This window comes from Methanoregula sp. (genome assembly GCF_049510175.1).
In the GTDB taxonomy this organism is placed as follows: Archaea; Halobacteriota; Methanomicrobia; order Methanomicrobiales; family Methanospirillaceae; genus Methanoregula.
In genome coordinates, this window is sequence record NZ_JBEKZF010000002.1 from 453,343 (window position 1) to 475,953 (window position 22,611).

The 22,611-nt window shown below is 52.2% G+C and carries 26 protein-coding genes; 17 read left to right on the top strand and 9 right to left on the bottom strand.

Annotated elements, in window-relative coordinates:
- Positions 1 to 392: 392 nt before the first annotated feature.
- Both ABSG49_RS05385 and ABSG49_RS05390 read left to right on the top strand, forming a co-directional pair.
- A complete protein-coding gene (locus tag ABSG49_RS05385; protein ID WP_424025080.1) occupies positions 393 to 833 on the top strand; it encodes a hypothetical protein in 441 nt (146 codons plus the stop codon).
- 175 nt (positions 834 to 1,008) lie between these two features.
- On the top strand, positions 1,009 to 1,656 hold the full coding sequence (locus tag ABSG49_RS05390) for a hypothetical protein (RefSeq protein ID WP_424025082.1): 648 nt from the start codon (positions 1,009 to 1,011) through the stop codon (positions 1,654 to 1,656).
- A 351-nt stretch (positions 1,657 to 2,007) separates the two neighbouring features.
- Here ABSG49_RS05390 and ABSG49_RS05395 read toward each other — a convergent pair whose 3' ends face one another.
- Positions 2,008 to 2,679, bottom strand: coding sequence for a class I SAM-dependent methyltransferase (locus ABSG49_RS05395; protein WP_424025083.1), 672 nt, complete (start codon positions 2,677 to 2,679; stop codon positions 2,008 to 2,010).
- Between the two features lie 169 nt (positions 2,680 to 2,848).
- On the opposite strand from ABSG49_RS05395, the gene ABSG49_RS05400 reads away from it, so the two are divergent.
- The 4 genes from ABSG49_RS05400 (at position 2,849) to truD (ending at position 6,000) form a co-directional block, all read left to right on the top strand.
- The gene (locus ABSG49_RS05400; RefSeq protein WP_424025084.1) at positions 2,849 to 3,535 is read left to right on the top strand and encodes a hypothetical protein; all 687 of its coding nucleotides are present in this window, start codon (positions 2,849 to 2,851) and stop codon (positions 3,533 to 3,535) included.
- Positions 3,536 to 3,629: 94 nt separating this feature from the next.
- The gene (locus ABSG49_RS05405) at positions 3,630 to 4,127 is read left to right on the top strand and encodes a hypothetical protein (RefSeq protein ID WP_424025085.1); all 498 of its coding nucleotides are present in this window, start codon (positions 3,630 to 3,632) and stop codon (positions 4,125 to 4,127) included.
- Positions 4,128 to 4,336: 209 nt separating this feature from the next.
- Positions 4,337 to 4,729 (top strand): peptidyl-tRNA hydrolase Pth2, encoded by a 393-nt coding sequence (pth2, locus tag ABSG49_RS05410; RefSeq protein WP_424025086.1) that lies wholly within the window; start codon positions 4,337 to 4,339, stop codon positions 4,727 to 4,729.
- On the top strand, positions 4,726 to 6,000 hold the full coding sequence (truD, locus tag ABSG49_RS05415; RefSeq protein ID WP_424025087.1) for a tRNA pseudouridine(13) synthase TruD: 1,275 nt from the start codon (positions 4,726 to 4,728) through the stop codon (positions 5,998 to 6,000). The genes pth2 and truD overlap by 4 nt, the downstream gene beginning before the upstream one ends.
- Here truD and sppA read toward each other — a convergent pair.
- Together sppA and ABSG49_RS05425 are read right to left on the bottom strand one after the other, a co-directional pair.
- A complete protein-coding gene (gene sppA / locus ABSG49_RS05420; RefSeq protein ID WP_424025088.1) occupies positions 5,987 to 6,799 on the bottom strand; it encodes a signal peptide peptidase SppA in 813 nt (270 codons plus the stop codon). The two genes, truD and sppA, sit on opposite strands and share 14 nt — an antisense overlap.
- 2 nt (positions 6,800 to 6,801) lie before the next feature.
- Positions 6,802 to 7,488: a dihydrofolate reductase family protein gene (locus tag ABSG49_RS05425; protein WP_424025089.1), complete on the bottom strand. Its 687-nt coding sequence runs from the start codon at positions 7,486 to 7,488 to the stop codon at positions 6,802 to 6,804.
- A 137-nt stretch (positions 7,489 to 7,625) separates the two neighbouring features.
- On the opposite strand from ABSG49_RS05425, the gene ABSG49_RS05430 reads away from it, so the two are divergent.
- Positions 7,626 to 8,258: a CDP-alcohol phosphatidyltransferase family protein gene (locus ABSG49_RS05430; protein WP_424025090.1), complete on the top strand. Its 633-nt coding sequence runs from the start codon at positions 7,626 to 7,628 to the stop codon at positions 8,256 to 8,258.
- Here ABSG49_RS05430 and artA read toward each other — a convergent pair.
- Entirely contained in the window at positions 8,230 to 9,108 is an 879-nt protein-coding gene (artA, locus tag ABSG49_RS05435; RefSeq protein WP_424025091.1) for an archaeosortase A, read from the bottom strand. The genes ABSG49_RS05430 and artA overlap by 29 nt on opposite strands.
- Positions 9,109 to 9,285: 177 nt before the next feature.
- Between artA and ABSG49_RS05440 the strand changes: the two genes are divergently transcribed.
- The 4 genes from ABSG49_RS05440 to mreA all read left to right on the top strand — a co-directional run bounded on the left by ABSG49_RS05440 (position 9,286) and on the right by mreA (position 12,881).
- Positions 9,286 to 9,600 (top strand): transcription factor S, encoded by a 315-nt coding sequence (locus ABSG49_RS05440; protein WP_424025092.1) that lies wholly within the window; start codon positions 9,286 to 9,288, stop codon positions 9,598 to 9,600.
- A gap of 209 nt (positions 9,601 to 9,809) precedes the next feature.
- Positions 9,810 to 11,702: an acetate--CoA ligase gene (gene acs / locus ABSG49_RS05445; protein ID WP_424025093.1), complete on the top strand. Its 1,893-nt coding sequence runs from the start codon at positions 9,810 to 9,812 to the stop codon at positions 11,700 to 11,702.
- Between the two features lie 54 nt (positions 11,703 to 11,756).
- A complete protein-coding gene (locus ABSG49_RS05450) occupies positions 11,757 to 12,317 on the top strand; it encodes a TATA-box-binding protein (protein WP_424025094.1) in 561 nt (186 codons plus the stop codon).
- 189 nt (positions 12,318 to 12,506) lie between these two features.
- Complete coding sequence (gene mreA / locus ABSG49_RS05455) at positions 12,507 to 12,881, top strand: MreA family transcriptional regulator (RefSeq protein ID WP_424025095.1); 375 nt, start codon at positions 12,507 to 12,509, stop codon at positions 12,879 to 12,881.
- On the opposite strand, the gene rpiA is transcribed toward mreA, so the two are convergent.
- On the bottom strand, positions 12,861 to 13,574 hold the full coding sequence (rpiA, locus tag ABSG49_RS05460) for a ribose-5-phosphate isomerase RpiA (RefSeq protein WP_424025096.1): 714 nt from the start codon (positions 13,572 to 13,574) through the stop codon (positions 12,861 to 12,863). The two genes, mreA and rpiA, sit on opposite strands and share 21 nt — an antisense overlap.
- A 70-nt stretch (positions 13,575 to 13,644) precedes the next feature.
- Complete coding sequence (surE, locus tag ABSG49_RS05465; protein WP_424025097.1) at positions 13,645 to 14,427, bottom strand: 5'/3'-nucleotidase SurE; 783 nt, start codon at positions 14,425 to 14,427, stop codon at positions 13,645 to 13,647.
- Positions 14,428 to 14,509: 82 nt separating this feature from the next.
- On the opposite strand from surE, the gene ABSG49_RS05470 reads away from it, so the two are divergent.
- The 3 genes from ABSG49_RS05470 to ABSG49_RS05480 are packed head-to-tail and all read left to right on the top strand — an operon-like array spanning position 14,510 to position 16,605.
- Positions 14,510 to 15,397: an ATP-grasp domain-containing protein gene (locus tag ABSG49_RS05470; RefSeq protein ID WP_424025098.1), complete on the top strand. Its 888-nt coding sequence runs from the start codon at positions 14,510 to 14,512 to the stop codon at positions 15,395 to 15,397.
- The gene (locus tag ABSG49_RS05475; RefSeq protein ID WP_424025099.1) at positions 15,394 to 16,335 is read left to right on the top strand and encodes a hydantoinase/oxoprolinase family protein; all 942 of its coding nucleotides are present in this window, start codon (positions 15,394 to 15,396) and stop codon (positions 16,333 to 16,335) included. Before ABSG49_RS05470 ends, ABSG49_RS05475 begins: the two co-directional genes overlap by 4 nt.
- Positions 16,336 to 16,353: 18 nt before the next feature.
- Positions 16,354 to 16,605 carry a hypothetical protein gene (locus tag ABSG49_RS05480; RefSeq protein WP_424025100.1) on the top strand — a complete coding sequence of 84 codons (252 nt, stop codon included), beginning with the start codon at positions 16,354 to 16,356 and terminating at the stop codon, positions 16,603 to 16,605.
- A gap of 200 nt (positions 16,606 to 16,805) precedes the next feature.
- Here the strand turns inward: ABSG49_RS05480 and ABSG49_RS05485 are convergent, their stop codons facing one another.
- From ABSG49_RS05485 to ABSG49_RS05495, 3 genes are all read right to left on the bottom strand, one after another.
- Positions 16,806 to 17,261 (bottom strand): ferritin-like domain-containing protein, encoded by a 456-nt coding sequence (locus ABSG49_RS05485; protein WP_424025101.1) that lies wholly within the window; start codon positions 17,259 to 17,261, stop codon positions 16,806 to 16,808.
- A 494-nt stretch (positions 17,262 to 17,755) separates the two neighbouring features.
- Entirely contained in the window at positions 17,756 to 18,208 is a 453-nt protein-coding gene (locus tag ABSG49_RS05490) for a hypothetical protein (protein ID WP_424025102.1), read from the bottom strand.
- Between the two features lie 131 nt (positions 18,209 to 18,339).
- Positions 18,340 to 19,383: a histone deacetylase family protein gene (locus tag ABSG49_RS05495; RefSeq protein WP_424025103.1), complete on the bottom strand. Its 1,044-nt coding sequence runs from the start codon at positions 19,381 to 19,383 to the stop codon at positions 18,340 to 18,342.
- 428 nt (positions 19,384 to 19,811) lie between these two features.
- Here ABSG49_RS05495 and ABSG49_RS05500 point away from each other — a divergent pair, with 428 nt between their 5' ends.
- The 3 genes from ABSG49_RS05500 (at position 19,812) to ABSG49_RS05510 (ending at position 22,391) form a co-directional block, all read left to right on the top strand.
- Complete coding sequence (locus tag ABSG49_RS05500) at positions 19,812 to 20,693, top strand: formate/nitrite transporter family protein (protein ID WP_424025104.1); 882 nt, start codon at positions 19,812 to 19,814, stop codon at positions 20,691 to 20,693.
- A 267-nt stretch (positions 20,694 to 20,960) separates the two neighbouring features.
- Entirely contained in the window at positions 20,961 to 21,470 is a 510-nt protein-coding gene (locus ABSG49_RS05505) for a nucleotide-binding protein (RefSeq protein ID WP_424025105.1), read from the top strand.
- 123 nt (positions 21,471 to 21,593) lie between these two features.
- Complete coding sequence (locus tag ABSG49_RS05510) at positions 21,594 to 22,391, top strand: hypothetical protein (protein WP_424025106.1); 798 nt, start codon at positions 21,594 to 21,596, stop codon at positions 22,389 to 22,391.
- Positions 22,392 to 22,611: the final 220 nt, after the last annotated feature.

Sequence of the window (22,611 nt, forward strand, 5' to 3'; positions counted from 1 at the left end):
CAACCGGGACTTTGATTAATCCGGCAGCATGACCCGGCATACCGGGCAAAATTCCCATGGGATCGCGCTCCAAGCCTGCTTGCCCTCTTCTTTTGTGGTTTTGATGAATGCGCGGCGCAGTCCAAGAAGCGATACACGCCGCCGCCCCCGGCGGGGCGCCCCCGCGGCGGATCAGGGACGTTTCATTTCCAGAAACAGGTAAGTGAGTAGCGCAAAACCCGACAGGCGTTTTGCGCGTAAGGCATCGCTATCACTGAATTTTTTTAAAGAGACGCAAAGTAAAATCCCTCAATCTTACTCTTTTTGCGTCAACGTCTGAAAAACACATGTGAGCAATCCCTATCGGATAATTTATTCTTGACCCACATCCATCACAAACTAGTGGTTTGTTCATGTTCGGTTATACGGAAATCATTGTTGCACTCATCGCTGTTTTCGGTGCGGTAATTCCTTACCTATTTCAGAGGAACAAAGAATTAAAACTCAAAATAGCGGAACGAAAACGTGAGGCATACAGTAATTTTCTGAATAACTTCACTGAGACCTCGGTTGCTATCATGCACGGAGATGATGTATCGGGAAAGGATGAAGACCGAAAACGGATGCTGGCTAGATCTCAACTTTTGCTTTATGCCAGTGATGAAGTCATAAAGGCATACGATGCATGGATTAGATTTGACGACACCGAAAAATCAGACACTCAAAAACACGATTTCATCAAAGAAACCGAGCTAGTAAATCTCATCTTCCTTGCCATCCGCAAAGACATATTGGGCAAGACCAATATAACCGCAGAACACCTTAGCAATCTAAACCCATTTAATCGTGGATAAGTAAATTGGTGCTCACACTCAACAATGTATTACTTTTAATCCCCTCCGCTACTATGACTTATTCTATATGAGCCCAGACTATTCAATCAAAAACTCTGGGACTTTTTTGTAAATTATAGGTTCTACCGAACCAAGTAAAAGTCTTTTTATTATCTCTAGCGATATTAACCCAAACATGGGTATTCTGGAGAAGGTCTATCACTTTATTTTCGGAGGTGAAGATAAACAGGAAAATTCGGATTTTGATTTGAAGGCACTAAAAGAGAATCTCCGAAAAGTTAAAGAAAAAGAATCTGAAAAGAATCCAATTAATCGGAGAAATAACGAGAAACGCCAGAAAATAAACGAAGAAAATTACGAAATATTAAGAGTAATAAAATGGGTGCCAGATCCGCTAAATACATACGCGAGAAGACAGAAAACAGATGAAAAATTATTGGTAGAGACGTTGAAAGTGAGGAATCCCTTATTACTTGGCGTTAAAATGTTTTTGGCCGAAATACCCTTTATAATAAAGGGATATTATGTCCTCGACAAAAATAATTGTTTTAAGTTCTCTAAAGATGTACAGGATGCTGCCACGAAACGTGGAATAAGATGCGGAGTCGTAATAATCGGGTTTCATAGAAGTCCGACTGGGCATGCGATTGTTGCTTTTGAAACCGATTACGGATTAAAATTTTTTGAACCACAGAGTGCCAATGAAGAGGATGTAGTGATCGGGCGTCGGTATTCGGCCATCTTATCAGAAGTTTCAGAAGACGACATCATAACTAAAGTTGAAATTTTTTGGAATGATGGGATGCATACGATAATGAAATAATCAGTTAACACCACTACATCCGTTGCTTTTGAAAGAACATCCGTTTTAGGTTTTTTTAAAGATTTTCGTAATTTTTCTGAAGAGTTTGTTCAATAGATTTTTCTTCGGTGATGGTGATTTTTTGTTGTAATTTGGTTTCATATAATCACGATCCATTGATCCCATTTTCTCACCTTTTTTTTATAGGCTAATCATTCTGAAGAGTTATTAGGTTTATCTAGATGAGCTTGAAGCATCACGAAAAAAAAAGAAATCCGTTTTTTTAAAGAAACACAAAGTAAAAGTCTCTAAATTTTGTCTTTTTGTATTAACTTCTGAAAAAGTGCATAAAACCATATTTTTTAAAAATTATTACCCCTCCGCCCGCGTTCGCCCGGTCATCAGAAACACCGTAAACGTCCGGCTCCCTCCTTCCGGTGCCGGCTTTGCCACAATCACCGCAGTCCGGTTCCGGACCTCTTCAAACCCGGCTCTCTCGAAATGCTTCTGCATGATGCACCGGTCGAACCCGTGATGGAACACGCCCTCGGGCGAATCGTGGAACTTCCCCTCATCGCAGTCGAGGTCAGCGATAGCGAGCATGCCTGATGGCTTCAGGATCGCAGCGAAACGGTCGATCAGTGGCTGGATCTCCGGAACGTGGTGGAGCGTCATGCTGCTGACCACGAGATCGTACTGTCCCTTCAGCACACCACCCTTATCGAGATCCACGTGCCGGGCGGTCACGTTCTTCAGTCCCTGCTCCCGTACTTTCGCCAGGAGGATATCGATCATTCCCTGCGAGCTGTCAACGCCCGTGATTGAACGTACGGACGGCTGGAGCTGGAGCGTCAGCAGGCCGGTCCCGCACCCGAAGTCCAGCACGTCCATGTCTGGCCTGAGGGGGACCGTGGCCCGGATCGCCCGTGCTACATCGTGCGCCATCTTCACCCGGCCCGGGTTCTCGTCCCAGGTCTTTGCCGCTGTGTCGAAGTTGCGCTTCTCCCCGTTTACGGCATCGAAGTCCCTCTTTTCGCCGGTCATGCTGATCCCCGGAATGTTAGCAGGGCAGCCTTAAAAAAACAGATGGATCATATCCTCATTCTCTCATCCGGTTTTACGTTGTTGTATAAATCCACAGCCATCGAAGCAGGGTTGTTCTGCCCGGAGATATTAGGCTATAATTAACGTGTCGAAATATTATTAGAAGATCATGCAGAAAAGAATAATTATCTCTATTCTGGTTGTTTGCATTATAGTGGTTTTAACGTCAGGGTGCATGAGCCTTACCGGATCAACGAGCACAGCAGCCACACCAACTCCTCAGATCGTTTACGTGACGGTCACGGTTACTCCGATAGTACCCCATGCAAATCCGATATTCCATAAAGGGGATGTGGTTACGGTTTCAAATGATAATCCCGGAGGAGGACTTCTTATTAAGAATTACGATCCATCAACAGATTCTTATCTAATAACATGGGTCCAAGAAAGCAATGACGGAACTTGGTATCATGGAACAGATCCAAACATTTTTGGTCCGGATGAAGAATGGAGCAGAACAAAAGTTGAGACGGAAGATCCTTATAAGACTGGCACCGCAAATCCAGATAATTTACCTTCTGTCCCCTCGTCTGCACCAATCCATTTAAGCGGAAGCGGTAGCGATCTTAAGAAATTTGACACTTACCAATCAGGAGCATACATTTTTTCAAGCACATATTCAGGAAGCGGAAATTTTATCGTTTGGATTAAAGATAGTAGTGGAAATGAGGTTGGATTAGCGGCTAATGCAATTGGTTCATATCAAGGATCAAAAATGGTAAAATTGGAAGCCGATACATATTATGCCGAAGTGACTGCAAATGGCCCATGGTCCATAGATATTACCCCCGCATAAATTTTTTTATTCCCGGTAATGCAGCATCAAATCATATTCATTTCGAGATTAGTAAAAGGCAATAATTATCTGATCAAAATTCAATTGTGAACATATGAAATTAAAATATGCTGCTGTTTTTATTGTCCTAGTCATAAGTGCTATTCTTTTAGCCGGGTGCGCAAGTTCCGCCCCGGCGCCAGTGGCAACACCAACACCACAGATCGTTTACGTGACTGTCATTGTCACTCCGATACCGACACCCACTCATTGTTATTGGGACTCTACGAAAGGGGTATGCTCCGATCAACCGGTTACCGCACCCCCTACAACCGTCACACCAACACCAACACCAATACCAACAATCAACAAAAATACCGCCGCTTACGAAGATTACCAGATTGATCTCAAGAATATTGCATATGATCAAACGGCTCTCAGCACACTTAAGGCCAATTATCTCACAGAAATGCAGGCCGCTGGTGGGGATGTATCGGAGATGCGAAGCCTTACAATTGAATATAATGAGCTCAAAGCCGCCGATGAAGCGACATTAAAAACCGACCAAAACCTAGCAGCGGCGGATCTTGCCAGGGCAAATGCGACAGTCTGATAATTTCTGCGCCAGTTACGCCGGCAAATTTACAGGCATACACAGCCTCTCACCATCAGACACTCCGCGGAATAGAGAGAGATGTCGCCCTGCGTTTCTCATAAGTGATGGGTTGGATTGTATCCCCTTAACGAAAAACTAGCCGGTTTTAACTCATTTTTATAAGGTATGATAAGGTTAATCCAAGCATAAAATAAAGAGATTTCAAGATGCCGAAACCTCCCGAAAAACAAACTAATCTCAAACCCGAGCCCGAATTCCGGTACAAGCAATGTCTTATCATACGTAACGATGTCAAGATGAGCTGCGGCAAGCGGTGCGCACAGGCCGGACACGCAGCAATCGGTGCCTACAACGGCGCAGACAAGTCATTGCAGAAGGCATGGCTTTCCGAGGGGCAGAAAAAGGTCGTCCTGAAGGCGAATGACGAGCGGACCCTGTTTGAGCTCAAGGTTCTTGCAGAACGTATCGGCATCTCCACGTCCCTGATCCAGGATGCAGGCATGACCGAGATCCCGCCGGGCACGATCACCGCGCTCGGCCTCGGCCCGGCAAAGAGCGAGGAACTCGATAAGATCACCGGTTCGCTCACCCTCCTATGAAACAGAGCACCTACCCTCTTGAGCGCGAACTCGGTATGCGGTATTACGCAAGCGATGCCGAAGGGATCGGTGGCAGGCTCAGGGCGACTCCCGAAGATTTCATTGTCGGGGAGATTCCCCTGGAGAGCAAAGGGGGTACAACCGGTCCCTATCTCATCTGCACCCTGAAAAAAACGAACTGGGAACTCCAGCATGCAGTAAAAGAGATCGCAAAACGGCTTGGCATCAGCCACCGGAGGATCGGCTGGGCCGGTACCAAGGACCGGAACGCCATTACGGAACAGTGGATCTCCATCTATGATGTCACGCCGGAACGGGTGGCCGCGGTCCATCTGAAGGATATCGTCCTTGAGCCGGTACGGAACGCAAACGAGGCGTTATCCCTTGGCGACCTGCTGGGGAACCGGTTCGGGATTGTTATCCGGGATAGCGAAGTACCTGACCTTGCATCGCGCGTACAGGCAATCACGGAAACGGTCCGCGAAGGTGTACCCAATTATTTCGGCCTCCAGCGGTTCGGGGCAATCCGCCCGGTAACGCACGCGGTCGGGGAATGGATCCTGCGGGGAGACTATGAGCAGGCAGTCCTCACGTACGTCGGGCTTGCTTTTCCCTCCGAATCCGCTACGGTCAGGGCAATCCGCGGGACATTTTTTACCACCCGTGATCCCGGTCCGGCCCTCAAAGAGTTCCCCGTCCAGATGAACTATGAGCGGGCCATGCTGCAGCATCTCTACAACCATCCGGGCGATTATCCCGGGGCCCTCCACGAACTGCCGCCAAAATTGTTGTCCATGTTTGTCTCCGCGTTCCAGTCATATCTCTTCAACTGCGCACTGAGCCAGCGGTTTGACGATGGCCACCAGCTCACCGGGCCGGTCCCGGGCGACCACCTGGTCTTTGCTAACGGCCGGACTGATACGGTGACTTCGGGAAACGCCGGCGCCGCGGCCATGCATATCCGAAGGGGACGGTGCAGTATTGCTCTCTTTATGCCCGGAAAAGAAAAGGCCGGCGGGACGGCGACATCCGCGCCCGCAATCGATGCCCTGCTGGCTGAACATGCGATAACCCCGGAAGATTTCGGCAGGGCATCGCACTTTGTCGATACAAAATTCGAGGGCGCTTTCCGCCCGATCTCCCTGAAGGCAGCAATTGAATCATCCATTGCGGAAAAGAGTGTGCACCTGGAGTTCACCCTGCCGCCAGGCCACTATGCGACGACCGTATGCCGCGAGTTCATGAAGGCAGACCCGGTCAGGATGATTTAGACCGGGACTCTGCCATCTTTTTTGCGCCATCTATCGCGTCGTTGAGGTTCCCGAGCTCGTCGACAATATTCAGTTTGACCGCGTCGGCACCGCGGATCACTCTCCCGTCTTCAATATCGGAGCGGGCGATCGCCCGCTGGGTGGTCACATCGGTGATGAAATGCTCAAAGCTGTCGTGGACGATCTTCGCGGCATATGCCTCTTCCTCATCGGTCATCGGGCGGGATGTTGAGCCCATGTCCTTCTTGCTGCCGGATTTCACCACGCTGATATTATAGCCCTCATTTTTCATCCAGCCACTGATGTCCGAGAATTTCCAGATAACTCCCACGCCGGCAGTGAACGTATCCGGGTCCGCGTATATCCTGTTGGCATGGGCGCTCACATAGTAGGCCGCAGACGTAGCCATGTCCCCCATGGAGACGACGACCGGTTTTTTGGTCTTCGCGTATTCGAGATCGCCGATTATTTCCTGTGCTGCCGCAGGAGTTCCCCCGGGACTGTCCACCCTGAGCACGATGGCTTCGACCATTGGATCATCGGCCGCGTCGCGCAGCTGTTTCCCGACAACTTCGCTGCCAATCGTCTCGCCATCGTTGATATCACCGGTCTGCATCGAGCCCTCCATCCGGACTACCGTAACGCCGCGGGTATTATCCGAATGCGTGAGGAAATACACCGCAATGATGACCCCCGAGATGATAATCAGGGCGAAAAGGATGATGAGGAGCCATTTCAGGCCGGATCGGGGTCTGGGATGCACGATGACGGTATGGTCCTGCGACGGAGTCTCGTCCATAATCATGCCCCGGTATAGAGGACATCGAATTCTGAGACGAGATTGCTCCCGCACATGTAATATTTTTTCAGGTTGAGCCGTATCATCTCATTCTCGTTATTGATATGCATGCCGCCGACAAGGGACGGGGTGTCGGAACCGCCGACAATGAAAGGGAGGTGGATGAGCCGGATCTCGTCCACGAGCCGGTCGTGCAGCATGTGCCAGTTCAGGGTCGGTCCTCCCTCAATCATGAGCTTGTTCACGCCAAACTTTTCCTTGAGGATCTTCATGAGCAGCGGGAGTTCGACATGGTTTTTCCCGGCTACGATGACATGCACACCTTTCTTTTTTATTGCGTCAACCCGGTCTTTTGGTGCAGCTTCCGCGACAGCGATGGCAGTGGGCGCATCGGGCCCCAGCACATTCGCATCAAGCGGGATGTCTGCCATACTGCAGGGAATCACCCGGAGCGGGCTTTTACCCGGCACCAGCCTGACCGTAAGGAACGAGTTATCGATCCGGATGGTGTTGGCACCGACCATGATCGCATCGTATTCCGCCCGTGTCGTGTGGAGCAGGATCTCGGTCTCAGGCGCCATGTATTTCATCAGGATCTTTGAGGATGCCCCTTTTTTGAGCGTGAGTTTGCCGTCAGCCGTGATCTCTGACATCATGAGAACATGCGGACGGTCTGTAGTTCCGGTCATTGCACCTCGTCTCTCCGGAATAATTGGGCCGGCGGATATAAATAACGTGACGATAGCGGCGATCCGGCATTCCGGCTGATCCCGGACTGACGCCGGATGGGCAACTATTAATGGTTTATGTACCCATGAATTGAGTTATGAACATTACTGCACTCCGGCCAAGGTTCATCAGGTACCTTGAACCGGTCGCAGACATATTTATCCGGCTCCGGATCACACCCAACCAGATCTCGCTGCTCTCGCTTGCTGCAGGTATCCTGTGCGCTGTCCTTTTCTTCCAGCGCCAGTTCCTCCCGGGTGCGCTTGCCCTGTTGCTCTCGGCAGTTTTTGACCTTGTGGATGGCAGTGTTGCCCGGAAAACCAGTGCACACACAAATTTCGGTGCGGTCTTTGACTGGATTGTCGACAAGTATGTGGATGCCCTGGCCATCCTTGGTATCGGGCTTGCCGGGATCCCGATTCTCAGCCAGTTTTTTTCCCTGCCCCCGGTTGCCGATTTCGGTGTCGTTGCGCTTGCAATCATCGGCTCGCTGATGAATACGTTCATCAAACCGGTGACATACGCAGAGATCGGCTACCGGGAAAAAGTCGAAGGCAAGATAGACGATCCCCTTGAGGGTGTCGGGTTCTTCGGGAGGCCGGAGACGTTCGTGGTCCTGATCCTCGGGGGCATTTTTGGCGTTATCTGGGCATCGGTCATCATTATTGCCGTCTGCACAAACCTTTCAGCACTGCAGCGGATTATTTACCTTTACCGAACGCTTTCTTGACCTCGCCGGTATACATCTGGTAAAGGTCGTCGGCAAACTCCCCGAGACGGGGGATAAGGGAAAAGAGCCCGTACGCGATTATAATCAGGCAGACGAGGGCGAGGAGTTCTGCAATGACATTGTGTGCCCAGAAGAAACTCTCATACCCCAGTTCCCCGTTGCTTGCTATATCCGGATAGTACGGGAACCATTGTTGGGTATACGCCATAATGACAAAGACATTGCGGAAGAGGTTGAGGATATAAATCGTTGGCACGATGATGAGGAATGCGAGGATCTTCTGTCGCAGGTCTGTCGGGACAGCAGCGGCCACCCCCAGCATGATGGCAATGCTCTGGATACCCGTGCACCCCAGGATGATCTGGACGCTGTACCCGTTGCGGGTAATGGTATCGCGGATCAGGTCGGCACAGGCTGAAGGATCCATCGCCATCTGCGTGGCAGAGTTCATGCAGGTCAGTGATACCGGGAAACTGAATGCACCCAGTATCCAGAGGATCTGGCTGACAACAAGGGTGATGAGCTGGTTCCCGAGCCAGGCAAAGAGCGGCACTTCCGTAAACCCGAACGGTGCATAGATGAGGAATGATACCGCTGCCGCCCGTGTAAGGTGGATTGCCCGGTCATCTTCGGCAAGAAGGTACTTCACCGTGATCACCAGGAATGGCACGGACATCGCTGCGATCAGGGGATACATAAAATTGTATTCCTGGAAAAATTCCGGAAGCATGGCAAAAAGGGTCAGGACAATGAACGTCCAGCCGATGATGGCTGCATATTTCCGATGACGACCGGGTATCAGGAATGCCAGAAATCCGGCACAGGACAGCAGGACCAGATACTCGATCATTGTTAAATTATCCACGCAATACCAAAAAAAGGATTCTGAAATGCCCTATCATGTACGGGTAGTATCCGGGGCGCATGCCAGGCCTCCCGGAGATCGCATCAGTTATAATACCCACTCCGGCACGCGTCTTCGCCGTTATAAGAGGGTTAATCTCCTATCATCACGCATAGTATACCGATGTTTTGTCCTGAATGTAAAACCTTAATGATGTCGTCCGGAGGGCAGCTCAAATGCCGCAAGTGCGGATATATCAGGAAGATCGATGGCAATGATATCATGAAAAAAGAGAGGAAACGCACGGAAAACGAAATTACGATCGTGGATGATGAAGATGACAAGATCAATACCATGCCCACGATCCAGATCAAGTGCCCCAAGTGCGAGAATAACCTTGCAATCTGGTGGCTGCGCCAGCTCCGGGCTGCCGATGAGAGCGAAGTGAGGTTCTTCCGCTGCACGGAATGCGGCCACACATGGCGCCAATATGACTAGGTAAAAAAATACGTGAACAATCCATTTTTATCCGGATCAAGATCATCATCATTCCGATGTTCCCTATTCTCGCAAATACTATTCTCGCGAATAAAATAATCTCGTAATTTTTACAAGGGAAACCGGAAATATCCGGTTTTTTCCCGACCGAAAACGACAACCTTTTTTTTGAATCACTCATTATTAATAGTGTTAAATCGGTGTTGTTCATGGCTGAAGACTTTGATGTCAAACTGACCGACAAGTATTACACGCCCGACCCATCCTACCGGAAAAACAGCTGGATGGGGGATTACCAGGAGGCGTATGCTGAATTCCGAAACGATCCTGACGGTTTCTGGGATCGTGCCGCGCAAGAGCTGCACTGGTTTACTCCCTATACAAAGGTGAAGGAATGGAATTACCCGTATGCACGCTGGTTTACTGGCGGCAAGACCAACATCACGTACAACTGTCTTGACCGCCATGTGATGAGCTCCCGCAGAAACAAGGTAGCCCTCATATGGAAAGGAGAGGATGATTCCGAGCGGATCTACACGTACCGCCAGCTTTACCGCGAAGTGATGAAGGTTGCAAACGGGTTGAAAAACCTGGGTGTCGTGAAAGGTGACCGTGTCTGCATCTATATGCCGATGGTCCCTGAACAGATCATATCGATGCTGGCCTGTGCCCGGATCGGCGCCATCCACAGCGTGGTTTTCGGCGGCTTTGGGGCGACAGCCCTCAACAGCCGGATTGTCGGGGCCGGGGCAAAGGTTGTCATCACGGCGGATGTCACGTTCCGGCGTGGCAAGTCAATCCCCCTGAAGCAGATCATCGAGGAAGCCATCATCAACGCACCCAGTGTTGAGCATATCGTCGTCCTCCGGCGCGGGCTCCGCCAGCCCGTCGAGATCCACCGCGAGATGGAAGTGGATTTCTACGACCTGATCAAGGATGTCAAATCTGATTGCGAGCCGGAGGTCATGGACGCGGAAGACCCGTTATTTATCCTGTACACAAGCGGGTCGACCGGTGCACCGAAAGGAATCGTGCATACCTGTGGGGGGTACATGGTCGGTGCATATTATACCACCAAAAATGTCTTTGACATCAAGGACAACGACGTCTACTGGTGCACTGCAGACCCGGGCTGGATCACCGGCCACTCCTACGTTGTCTACGGTCCGCTGTTAATGGGTGCGACAATTATGGTTACCGAAAGTACACCGGATCATCCTGATCCCGGTGTCTACTGGCGCATGGTCGAGGAATTCGGGGTCACTATTCTCTACACCGCCCCCACGGCAATCCGCATGTTCATGAAGCTGGGCGAGGAATGGCCCAACAAGTCCAACCTGAGCACCCTGCGTATTCTTGGCTCGGTGGGCGAACCGCTCAACCCGGAGGCGTTCGAGTGGTTCTACCGGGTCATCGGAAAAAGCCAGTGCCCGATCGTCGACACGTGGTGGCAGACCGAGACCGGTATGCACATGATTACGACGGTCATCGGCGAGCCGATGATGCCCGGATTTGCCGGAAAACCCATCCCCGGTGTAGTAGCGGATGTTGTCGACAAAGATGGCAAATCCCTTCCCCCGGGGACCGGCGGGTTCCTTGCAATCCGGGAACCCTGGCCTTCCATGCTGCGCACGGTATACCATGATGAGGAACGGTACAAGAAATACTGGAATACGATCCCGGGCTGCTATGCGGTCGGAGACCTCGCGGTTAAAAACAAGGACGGGTATATCATGGTGATCGGGCGGTCCGACGACCTGATTGTGGTAGCCGGGCATAACATCGGGACTGCCGAGGTCGAAAGCGCGCTTGTTTCCCACAAGGCAGTGGCGGAAGCGGCAGTCATCGGGAAACCGGATCCCCTGAAGGGCAACACCATAAAAGCATTCGTAACCCTGAGGGTCGGCCACACCCCCAGCGACAAGCTCAAAAAAGAACTCATCTACCATGTCCGGATTACCCTCGGGCCTATCGCGATGCCCTCCGAGATCGAGTTTGCGGACTCCCTGCCCAAGACCCGGAGCGGCAAGATCATGCGGCGTGTGCTCAAGGCAAAAGAGATGGGTCTGGACCCGGGCGACATATCGACCCTGGAAGAATAAAAGTCCGGAATATGAACCCAACTTTTTAAATACTGTTTTGTGGCATTTATAAATATGAAGGTCAGACCAGAAGACTCCCTCAAGATCGAAAACATCGTTGCCTCCGCGAAGGTGTGCGATTATCTGGATCTTCCCGCTCTTGCATCCAAGATCAAGGATGCCGAATATAACAAGAAGCGGTTCCCGGGCGTGGTCCTCCGGATGCAGGACCCGAAGATCGCCGCGCTCGTCTTTGGATCGGGCAAGGTCGTCCTTACCGGTGCCAAGAGCATCGACAGCCTGAGCAAAGGCCTTAACATTCTCGGGGGACTCCTGCGCAAACAGGGGATCGATATCCCCAAGAAACTGGACTACAAGATCCAGAATATTGTAACCTCTGCAGATCTTGCAACGCCCATCAACCTCAATAAAATTGCCGTTGGTTTCAACCTCGACAAGATCGAATATGAACCTGAACAATTCCCGGGGCTTGTCTACCGCCTTGATAACCCGAAAGTTGTGGTCCTGCTTTTCGGATCCGGCAAACTGATTATTACCGGTGGCAAGGTACCGGAAGATGCAAAGAAAGCGGTTGTCAAGATTCTGTCGGACCTGCGGAGCCTGGGCCTCCTGTAATTCTCCTTTTTGCCTGCAGAATAAATTAAATTTATTCTCATTTTTATAACGTGTATGCAGTATTTTATACCCTGCCCCGTTCTTTTAATATATAAATTTCGCGTTGGTTGCATGCCAATAACAGAGCCTATATATCCTAATTTAGATAATTATACTCTATACATTGTGAAAAACAGATGGATGTGATGCATGAGAACTGAAAACGTGATGTACTTTACCGAGAAGGAGGAAGAGTTTGCCAACCTTCTCATCGAGATTGGAACGAAGCGGAATGTGGCAAAAGTCCTGGTATTTCTTGCGAATACACCGGAAGCAACCTCACGCGCCATTGAGCGTGGGACGGATCTCCGGCAACCGGAAGTCAGCATTGCCATGCGCTACCTGATTGAACAGAACTGGATCTCCAGCAGGGAGAGCAAGGCAGAGAGCAAGGGCCGCCCGGTCAAGATCTACGAGCTGGCAAAACCGATCCATGAGATCATGGACAGCATTGAGAAAGAGAAGAAGAAAGAAGCAAACAACCAGCTGGCTCTTGTACAGAAGTTACGGGACTATATCCGCTGATGTAATTATCCTACATTTTTTTTCATTGCCCACGATGAGCGTGGTCTTTTCCGCAAAACCGCAGAATAACCCGCTCTCCACGACCCCGGGGATACGGGCGATTGCATCTTCGAGTTCTGCAGGCCGTGCTATCTCCGAAAATGTGCAGTCAACAATGAAATTGCCATTGTCCGTAATCACCGGGCCGTCCTTTTTGACGCCCTCGCGGATCACCGGCAGGCAGCCGAATTCCCGGAGCTGGCTCATGGCCGGGCGCACGGCAAACGGGATCACTTCAACGGGAACCGGGGCACTCAGGCGGGGGACGACCTTCTGCTCGTCCACGACGACAACAAACCGGAATGCTGCAGATGCGACGCATTTTTCCCGTGTATGGGCAGCACCCCTTCCTTTGATCAGGTTCAGGTGGGGATCGACCTCATCGGCCCCGTCAATGGCTATATCAATGATTGGATAATCATCGAGCGTAGTGAGCGGTATGCCATATTCCCTCGCTCGTATAGCCGTCTGGTATGACGTCGGTATGCCGGAAACTTTCAGCCCCTCACGGATGCGGGCAGAGAGCCGTTCGATCATATAGAATACGGTCGAACCGGTGCCAAGCCCGACTACCATTTCGTCTTCCACCATGTCAGCAGCCCGGAACCCGGCCGCACTCTTTGATGCCGTCTGGGCACGTGCCTTCTCGTCCATGCTCGTGATAGGTATCAGTGCGGGAATAATTAAAACTGGTGATATACAAGCGGCGGCCGGCAGGCAGGAATTATGGGAAAAAAACCTTTTTTATCTCCTCATTTGCATCGTGGGCGGTGCAGTCGAGGGTGATCGGGGTTACCGATACATTTCCCTTCCGGACCGCATGGACATCCGTCCCTTCCTCTGCATCCTCAAAGAGCGGGCCGTTGATCCAGAAATACGGTCTCCCCCGCGGGTCGAGCCGCTTCTCGACCCCCGTATGGAAGAGCTTGTGGGCAAGCCGTGTCACCTCATACCCGCCTCTGACATGGGAGGGGATGTTGACGTTTATCACGTCAGCATGCGGGCAGAACCCTTTCTCCAGCACGCGGGAGACCACGTCCCGCACAATCTTCTTTGACTCCGCAAAACTCCGGCCGTGCGTGCTCGGATCGTCAAATTTGTCCCCCTGGTCTTCCACCTGGAGCGAGAAGGCAATCGCTTTTGTGCCCTGGTTGGACGCCTCAAGTGCAGCACCGACCGTTCCTGAGGTCATGATCGATTCAAACGAGAGGTTCTCACCGATATTGATCCCGCTCACGACCAGCGTGGGGTTGAGTTTCAGGGCATAGAGGCCGATGATCACCGCATCGGTGGGCTTGCCGGCCACCGACCACGCAGACTCGCCGTTTATGATCACCTGGTTCGCCCGCAGGGGCTCGAAGATCGAGATCGATCGGCCGACCGCACTCTGCTGGGTGGCGGGGGCGACCACCGTGACGTCTGCGATGGGTTTGAGTGCTTCGTATGCGGCCCAGAGCCCGATGGAGGTCACGCCGTCATCATTGGTCAGCAGGATCGATGGTCTCATGTGCATTGTTCTATAGCTGGCGTGGTACAAATAACTCACCGATCGGATAGGGTAATTTCATTGCAGAGCGTAAAGAAGAGGGATGAACGTCCTCCTCGCCGAATATACGGTTGCGCACGATCCCTCCCTTGCCCACGAAGGGGCCGCGATGCTGTCCGTGCTCAGGGCAAGTTTCGAACGCTGCGGTTACGAAGTCGTGACGCCCGGCCCCGGCGACTTTGGCGAGGAGATAACAAGGCTCGCCCCGAGCTGCGACATGGGGCTCGTGATCGCCCCGGATCACCTCCTCTCGAACTACACGTTTCTCCTGGAGCAGTCCACGCATAACCTCGGCTGCGGGTTCATGACCGCGGCGCTCTGTGCAAACAAGGTGCAGACCGGAAAGATCCTCCGGGACAACGGCATCCCGGTCCCGGGAGAGGCAGGGACCGGGAAGCGTGTGATAAAGCCGGTAAAGGGCTGCGGGGCACAGGGAGTCCGGCTGTCCGCAGGCCAGCCGTCCGATGGCGAGTTTGCACAGGAATATATCGAGGGTGAACATTATTCAGTGAGCCTCATCGCGAACCGGGTCATCGGCGATGCCTGCCTCTACTTTTCCGGCAATTCCCCGGTCATTCTCGCGGTGAACCGGCAGGAGATCGAGATTGCTCCTGACGGATCGTTCCATTACCGTGGCGGCGAAACCCCGGTCCATCCGGTCCGCGAAACTGAGATCGCAGAGACCGCACAAAAAGCGGTTGCGGTCCTCGGCTGCCAGGGATATTGCGGCGTGGACGTGGTGGTTGCCGACAAGGTGTACGTGGTGGATGTCAACCCGCGGATCACGACAAGTCTCGTGGGTATCGCTGCCTGTATGAAGGAAGAGATCGCGTCACTCCTCATCGCCGCGTCAAAGGGCGAAGGGCCAAAGGACGTTCATCTCAGCGGGCATGTCCGGTTCGATACCAACGGGAAGGTAACCCGTGCATGATCGGCATTGACGTTGGCGGGGCAAACCTGAAAGTGGTGGATGACGAGGGGGTCCATATCCACTACTGCCCGCTCTGGGAGAAGGCGCCGATCACCGCACTCCTGGAGCGGTACGTGACCGACCGGGAGGAGCCGGTGGCCGTTGTCATGAGCGGGGAACTCGCTGATTGTTTCGACAACAAGATGCAGGGGGTTGCATTTATCGTGGATGCGGTAAGGGAGGCTTTCCCCCGGGCCCGGTTTTACGGTACGGATGCTGCGTTCCACAGGGATGCCGTGCCGCAGCTGGCTGCCGCCAACTGGCTGGCCTCGGCTGATTGCCTCAGAACGAACCATCCCCGGGCAGTCCTGCTGGATATCGGCAGTACCACGGCAGATATCATCCCCCTCGCGCGGTTTCCCGAGCTGCCGGGCCTGACCGACCTTGCCCGGCTCCAGAAGGGATTCCTGCTCTACACGGGGATGCTGCGGACGAACATCGCGACGCTCCTGCAATCGGTGGAACTTGGAGGTGTCCGGACCCCGGTGAGCACGGAATATTTTGCCACGAGTGCCGATGCCCATCTCGTTCTCGGGAATATCACACCAGGACAATATACCTGTGATACCCCGGACCACAGGGAGAAGACCCGGGCAGCATCCCTGCGACGGCTGGCCCGTGTTGTCTGTGCAGACCTTGAAGAGATCGGGGAGGACGGTGCGGTGCAGATCGCCTGGCAGTTTTGGGAAAAGCAGCGGAATATGGTCTGCGATGCGGTAAGGAACTGTGCGGCAGCCTGCTCCGCGGCTGAGATCATTGTCGCCGGTATCGGAGCCCCGCTCTTTACCCGGGAACTTGGCGGTGTGGATCTTGCACGTGAACTGGGGCCTGCGGCTGATGCCCTGCCGGCCTTTGCAGTCAGGGAAATTGCCCTGCGGGACCGGGTATTTTCCCGTTAATTTTCCAAAAGGTGTACGATGAACGCGTGGAGAACGAGCCTTATACTGCTGGCTGTATCAATCGCCGCCACGGCCCTGATGTGGTACCTGGGATTACCGTTTTTCTTTCTGTTCCTTTTTATCCCGATCATCCCGTTCTTCCGATGGGACCGGCATATCCGGCGCTGCCCTGCGTGCGTATGGGAAACCACCGGCAGCGAGCGCTTCTGTCCCTGGGATGCAACTCCCCTTGAAGTTCCCGACGGCAGGACCGGAGAGGGAAAGGACTAAAAAACAAAGAGGTGCAATGATGAAATCCGGAGAGACGTGGCGCAAACACGCCTCCGGGGCGTTTGGAATACCTTCGTTCTCCCGAATTCCTCGTTTTATCAACGGTTAATTCCAGAACAGATGCGGCGAGCTATCGTCGTTTTGTAGGGTATGTAAAAAGAAAATGGGGGATATAATCCCCGCACGCACATCCGGTTCGTTTACCAGACTTCCGGGAAGGCCATGTTTGTGTAGATATCTTCAAGACGGGCCTTGTGGCCTCTTTCCATGTTTGCCAGCTGGGAAAAGAGCAGCTGCGTTTCGTTGTCCTTGGCCAGGTTTGCGAGCTGGGTGTACATCTGCATGGCTTCCAGTTCCTTCTTGATCGCGACGACAATACCTTCGAGAGGTTTCATGTCAACGCTCAGGGGTGGCGAGGGGAGTGTATCTGCCACCTTGTAGTCATGCGAGGGATCAAACTTCAGCTTCGATACATCCTTCGTGAGCATTCCCTCCAGGAACACGCGGTGCTTCTTCTCTTCTCCGGCAAGTTCTGCGAAAAGCGATTTTAACGCCGGGGCCTTTACCTTATCAGCAACACCACGGTAAAACGTGTATGACTCGACTTCCCTGTCGATTGCCATTGCTATAATTTTCTTTGCATCTTCTGGTTTCATGATTGAATACACACCTCTTTTTTGAAAAATTGTTTTCAGATTCATAATATGACCAATTTTCCTATATAAGTGCATTGATAACGATTGCAGGAACGTTGCCTGTTATACCGAAGGCAGTATGACCTCCGTTACCTCTTTTCGGACGTTAAAAAACAGATAATGTGCAGATTATCGTATCAGCACTACCCTTGCATTCCTTACCTTTTTTCGCATCAGCATTCCTGCAAAACCAACGGGAGATCCCTCATAGTCCAGCTGCTGCTCTTTTCAGGTGAGGAAATCCACGGTGCAATCCCGCTTTCGGAGACTTCCCCTCTGTTCCGGAGGATACGGCTGATAAAAAACCGATGCCTTCCCGTGGGAAACCGGTACGATCACCATGCATGGAAGACGGATCCCGGTGGTCCCGATGAGCGCCCTGCCCGGTGCTGCAGCACGCCTATCCCACAATGGCCCGATAAAGTTCCGGGTGTGTCGGCCGGCAGAGCTGCCGCTCACTTCCACTGAAAGAGGGGGATCATGGGTTTGAGGGGATCGTACTCGCTGCCACAGGCAGACAATTTGTACGAGTGGGAGAAGATATCCCCCTTCGTGTTCTCGAAGGTCACGACTGCCTTGACCTCTTCGATCATCTTCTCAAGCGGGTACTCGTGTGCCTGGTCCGCATCAAGGGCCGGGAGATCGAACTCGATATTCATGGGGACAAGCGCTACGTGTATCTTCACCGCTGTCGCAGTGCCGGTGTTCCGGATGACCACTGCCTTTGCATCCTCTCTGAGTTCAGCCGTGACATCCGGCAGGAGCATGCTGTCCTGCATGATCGCGACCGACATCAGGAGAGCAATAAGGATGACGAAGACAATGCCGGCAGCATAGATATTGATGAGAGATACAATGAGGGTGATAACGATCCCCGACACCAGCAGGATCTGTATCTTCCGGTCCATACAGACCAATAGTGCCCCGTTGGTATTGTGTTTAACGGTTTTATGCTGGCAGACAACAGGAGCAGGATACACCGGGCAGCGTGTGGTGCTGATAAACCGTTCATCGGTCGGCAGGGATCCGGAGGATTTTTTTAAGAAAGCCGGTGCAGTTTTTTTAAGAGACGGACCGTCTCTGTTGTTGCTTTTCCGGGCGTACCTGCGGGTACTCCGGCAGGGAGCTGTTTCTCGAGCGTGTCAAAGATACGGCAGATTGCTTCCGGATGGGAAGGGCCATATCCCCCTTCAAGTACGAGTGCAAGGGCGCTCTCTCCTGCATCACGGACCCATGCCGTAAGGCTGCCGATGTCTGCGGGACTCAGGTTCATGCATTCCAGGGGGTCATCGGAAAGAACGTCCTGGCCCGCGGATATGATGACGAGGTCCGGTCTGAACCGCTCAAGAGCCGGAATGAATATCTCCGAAAATACGCAGGCATAGTCAGCAATCCCCGAGTTCTGGGCAAGCGGGGCATTGATCGTATACCCCTCCCCTTCATGCCTGCCGGTCTCTTCGGTGAACCCGGTATGGGGGAAGATGTCTTTCTGGTGTACCGAACAGTAAAGCACCCGGTTACTGTCATAAAAGATATTCTGCGTCCCGTTCCCGTGATGGGCGTCCCAGTCGATGATGGCCACGCGATCGACATGGTTGAGGGCATGCGCTGCTCCAACGGCGGCATTGTTCAGGAGGCAGAACCCCATGGCGCGGTCTGCCTCCGCATGGTGGCCCGGCGGGCGTACCAGCGCAAAACAGCATTCCCCGTCAAGGGACCGGTTCACGGCATCGATGGCTGACCCCGCCGCATAGGTCGCCACCTCGTAGGAACAGGGATTGATATAGGTATTCGGATCCAGGAAACCCGGTACGATCTGGTTCTGCTCCAGGTATCCGCCGGTATAGACATAATCGTCGAGCATGCAAAAGTCGACATGTTTCACGCATTGGTTCTCGAGCCACGTGAGGTATCCCGGAACATGGACGCGCTCGAGATCTTCAACGGAAGCGGGAACCGGCTCATGGATTTTGAGGGTGTCCGGCAGTCTGGGGAGTATGGAGACCAGCCGGTCATGGCATTCCTTATGCCCCTTGCAGTCATGGTTGCCGAATACGTTGCCGGTTATCGCTGAACATTTCATGAGAATATTCCCGGAAGTCCGATGAGTAATTATTCCTTTTTCATGGATGAATGTTGTGAATTTACATGAAATTTTCTGTAATGTGATAAAAAATTTCATAAAATGTGAAAATTTTTTCATTTCCGGGATGTTTTTGTGGGTTTAAAATGCGCGTCAGGGAAAAGTATGCAAAATCCATGATGAGATCAGCAGCGTGATCTTCCTGCCTTCTGACGTCGTGAAATAAAATACTTAACATGGCAAAAAAGTGAATGAACGATATCCTTGTTCGATCTGCATCCGGCCGGGGAATACCCGGAAATCTGGCCCGGAACGGCGAACAATTCGAAAATTATTAATAACAACATAAGAGAATTTCTCTTTGACCTATACAAGATTCGTATTGTATGTTGCTGGTATAGGTGAAGATTTCAGAGGTGTGTAAAAAAATGGTGTTTCATCCTCCGGTAGCAATTACTGCAAAGGCAGGAGATGCCGGAAAATACAAGGTAGGCCTGCCCGCATGGAACATGCTCCTTCGCGGATTCATGGCTGGTGCCTATATCGCTATGGGTGCTGCTCTCGCAACGGTCTGCAGTACAGGAATCGCTTATTCTGCAGATGCAATTAAAGCCGGGGCCGTTGCCGGCGGCTTCGCATCAGCCGGTATGGCACAGCTGATCCTGGGAGCGACGTTCCCTGTTGGGCTTATTATCATCGTCCTTACCGGTGCAGAACTCTTCACCGGTGACGCTATGCTCGCCCCGATGGCAGCGTTTATCCACAAGGTCAGCTGGATGCAGGTCATCAACCTGTGGATCTTCGTCTACATCGGCAACCTGATCGGATCCATCGTATTTGCCTATATCATGGCAAATGGACCGTTTGTTTCCTTCGGTGCCGATGGCACGGCGACGATCACTGCCTTCGGTACCCGTGCGATTGCCATTGCTGTGGCAAAGACCAGCTATGTCGGAATGATGGGCATGTGGTCTGCGTTCCTCAAGGGTATTGCCTGCAACTGGCTCGTCAACCTCGCTATCCTGCTCGGTATCTGTGCAGATGATGCGGCAGGGAAATTCTTCGGTATCTGGTTCCCGATCATGGCCTTCGTGTCCAGCGGGTTCGAACACAGTGTTGCAAACATGTACTTTATTCCGGCGGGTATCCTGACCGCTGGTGTAACCAATACAGCGACGACGGTAAACTGGATCAACATGTGGACCGTAAACCTCATACCGGTGACAATTGGTAACATCGTCGGCGGACTGTTCTTTGTCGGTGTCCTGTACTGGGTCGCATTCCGGAAAGAGATTGCAGCGCTGAAGTAATGTTCCACTACAATCATATTTTTTTATGATAAACGGAGGATACCCGTCTCAGGGTATCCGTAACCGCAACAGCAGGGGTTGTTTAACGCAGTCCCGTCTGTCGTCGCCTCACCTTTCAGCCCTGCGGCCCGCGTTCATCTCATCCGGATAAACACGGATTTCGTTTTTTATACTTGCTATTGTGGCATCGCCCGGTTACCCTCACTTTACGGCATCCCGCAACGCAATCGCAGGACTGAAGTAGATAAACGGCAAACAATTGTTCTGATGAAGATCGGAAATATCGAAGTGAGGGTCTCCACTATCACCATCGTGGTGTTTGTGATCTTTACCATTCTTTTACTTGGTGCATCTGTGATCAGTCCCGAGGTGAGGTCGCAGCTCATCTGGCTTATCCCCTGTCTGTTCATGCTGCTGGTCATCCCTATTGCGCTCAATTACATGAGCCGGAGCCAGTATGCGGATATTGCTCCCCAGTATGAAGCCGAGGCAAAGACGGTGCGGGTCAGGCTGATCAACGAGAACATGGTCGGGAAACCGGTGCGGATTGAGGGCGTTGTGGAACGGGTGTATTTTCAGTTCCTGAACCGCCCCCAGTACCTCGTCGCAGACCGGTCCGGTGCAATATCGGTCAAGATGTTCACCAGCCCGGAAGAGGACGTGAAAGTGAACGATATCGTTGAGGTGCTCGGACAGGTAATCCGCCGGTACATCCTTGTCGGCGAGCCGGTAATCAACTGCGTGTCCATCAGGAAAGTAAAAAAATCCAAGACCTGATGTTGAGTACCCGTATCGGGATTTTTGAGATCTTCCTGTAACAAGATACCAGAATTTACACCGGAGATGATGATGCAGATGTCAGGTAAAAAAAATTCCCAAACTTTCCGGATAACCGGTTCCATGGTCCTGCTCCTGGAGCTGGCAGTACCGGTATTCTCCTTTGGCGGTGCATTGCTTGCCCTGTTTTTTTCCGGTAGGGGAAGCAGCGTCGATGTCCGGTATTATGCCGCCGGTTGTGTCATAGGATCCTTCATTCTGGCGTACCTGGCGTGGATACGGCCCCAGAAAGATATTGTTGCGCTGACAACGCCGATCTATTCCTTTCTCTTCTTTGTCTTGCCCTCGGATTTTGCGGTCAATATTATTCTCGAACTGCTGTATGCAGCGAGCCTTACGATACTGCTCGTGCGGCTGAAATTCCGGTTCGGCGCTGCTCCGGAGTCCGGCAGGGGGGCGGGGAAAGCCCTTGAAGAACCGCTCAAAACCTACTGCGAAACCGTCCGTGAACAGATGGCCGATGTGAGTCCTGAAGCAGCACATTATGCGGCTGTGGGGTTTGCCCGGTTTGCCGAGGGAGATTACCGGGAAGCGGCACGCGTGGCTGAGGCGGCAATGGCAGAGCTGGAGTACACAAACCCCTGGCCGCTTCTTGTAACGGCGTTTTCTATTATCCGGGAACAGGGACTGCTGCTTGAAGACTCATTGGATCAACCGGACCAGTTCATTGATTTTTCCGCACCGGATGCCGGTCTTCTGGCGAAGTCCCTGCTACCGGAAGGCAAATACACTACCCGTTTCGAGGTGTCACTGGACAATGCCCTGCTCCTCCTGTATGCCGTAGCATGGAATGCATCAGCAAAGGATCAACCTCTCCTGCTCACCGGACAGGGTTTCGCTCTGAAACTTTTCGCGCCGTAATATACGGACCACGCGAGAAACTGCGACAGGACAACTGGTTATGCTTGATAAAAATCGATCAATCTCTCTGTTTCAGGTTCTATCCATTATCCTGTAATTGGGTTGAAACTGATTGAATATCCAGAGAAATGCAGCCCGGCAGACCTATTCATGAACAGCTGCCGGATCCTGTGTGCCCGGTTCCCGGCGTCTCGGACGATCACGCAGCCCTGCATGGCAT

Excerpts from the sequence above, each read along its gene's own strand:
- ABSG49_RS05385 (WP_424025080.1), top strand. The coding sequence starts at position 393 with ATGTTCGGTTATACGGAAATCATTGTTGCACTCATCGCTGTTTTCGGT.
- ABSG49_RS05390 (WP_424025082.1), top strand. The coding sequence starts at position 1,009 with ATGGGTATTCTGGAGAAGGTCTATCACTTTATTTTCGGAGGTGAAGAT.
- ABSG49_RS05395 (WP_424025083.1), bottom strand. The coding sequence starts at position 2,679 with ATGACCGGCGAAAAGAGGGACTTCGATGCCGTAAACGGGGAGAAGCGC.
- ABSG49_RS05400 (WP_424025084.1), top strand. The coding sequence starts at position 2,849 with ATGCAGAAAAGAATAATTATCTCTATTCTGGTTGTTTGCATTATAGTG.
- ABSG49_RS05405 (WP_424025085.1), top strand. The coding sequence starts at position 3,630 with ATGAAATTAAAATATGCTGCTGTTTTTATTGTCCTAGTCATAAGTGCT.
- pth2 (WP_424025086.1), top strand. The coding sequence starts at position 4,337 with ATGCCGAAACCTCCCGAAAAACAAACTAATCTCAAACCCGAGCCCGAA.
- truD (WP_424025087.1), top strand. The coding sequence starts at position 4,726 with ATGAAACAGAGCACCTACCCTCTTGAGCGCGAACTCGGTATGCGGTAT.
- sppA (WP_424025088.1), bottom strand. The coding sequence starts at position 6,799 with ATGGACGAGACTCCGTCGCAGGACCATACCGTCATCGTGCATCCCAGA.
- ABSG49_RS05425 (WP_424025089.1), bottom strand. The coding sequence starts at position 7,488 with ATGACCGGAACTACAGACCGTCCGCATGTTCTCATGATGTCAGAGATC.
- ABSG49_RS05430 (WP_424025090.1), top strand. The coding sequence starts at position 7,626 with ATGAACATTACTGCACTCCGGCCAAGGTTCATCAGGTACCTTGAACCG.
- artA (WP_424025091.1), bottom strand. The coding sequence starts at position 9,108 with ATGATCGAGTATCTGGTCCTGCTGTCCTGTGCCGGATTTCTGGCATTC.
- ABSG49_RS05440 (WP_424025092.1), top strand. The coding sequence starts at position 9,286 with ATGTTTTGTCCTGAATGTAAAACCTTAATGATGTCGTCCGGAGGGCAG.
- acs (WP_424025093.1), top strand. The coding sequence starts at position 9,810 with ATGGCTGAAGACTTTGATGTCAAACTGACCGACAAGTATTACACGCCC.
- ABSG49_RS05450 (WP_424025094.1), top strand. The coding sequence starts at position 11,757 with ATGAAGGTCAGACCAGAAGACTCCCTCAAGATCGAAAACATCGTTGCC.
- mreA (WP_424025095.1), top strand. The coding sequence starts at position 12,507 with ATGAGAACTGAAAACGTGATGTACTTTACCGAGAAGGAGGAAGAGTTT.
- rpiA (WP_424025096.1), bottom strand. The coding sequence starts at position 13,574 with ATGGACGAGAAGGCACGTGCCCAGACGGCATCAAAGAGTGCGGCCGGG.
- surE (WP_424025097.1), bottom strand. The coding sequence starts at position 14,427 with ATGAGACCATCGATCCTGCTGACCAATGATGACGGCGTGACCTCCATC.
- ABSG49_RS05470 (WP_424025098.1), top strand. The coding sequence starts at position 14,510 with ATGAACGTCCTCCTCGCCGAATATACGGTTGCGCACGATCCCTCCCTT.
- ABSG49_RS05475 (WP_424025099.1), top strand. The coding sequence starts at position 15,394 with ATGATCGGCATTGACGTTGGCGGGGCAAACCTGAAAGTGGTGGATGAC.
- ABSG49_RS05480 (WP_424025100.1), top strand. The coding sequence starts at position 16,354 with ATGAACGCGTGGAGAACGAGCCTTATACTGCTGGCTGTATCAATCGCC.
- ABSG49_RS05485 (WP_424025101.1), bottom strand. The coding sequence starts at position 17,261 with ATGAAACCAGAAGATGCAAAGAAAATTATAGCAATGGCAATCGACAGG.
- ABSG49_RS05490 (WP_424025102.1), bottom strand. The coding sequence starts at position 18,208 with ATGGACCGGAAGATACAGATCCTGCTGGTGTCGGGGATCGTTATCACC.
- ABSG49_RS05495 (WP_424025103.1), bottom strand. The coding sequence starts at position 19,383 with ATGAAATGTTCAGCGATAACCGGCAACGTATTCGGCAACCATGACTGC.
- ABSG49_RS05500 (WP_424025104.1), top strand. The coding sequence starts at position 19,812 with ATGGTGTTTCATCCTCCGGTAGCAATTACTGCAAAGGCAGGAGATGCC.
- ABSG49_RS05505 (WP_424025105.1), top strand. The coding sequence starts at position 20,961 with ATGAAGATCGGAAATATCGAAGTGAGGGTCTCCACTATCACCATCGTG.
- ABSG49_RS05510 (WP_424025106.1), top strand. The coding sequence starts at position 21,594 with ATGGTCCTGCTCCTGGAGCTGGCAGTACCGGTATTCTCCTTTGGCGGT.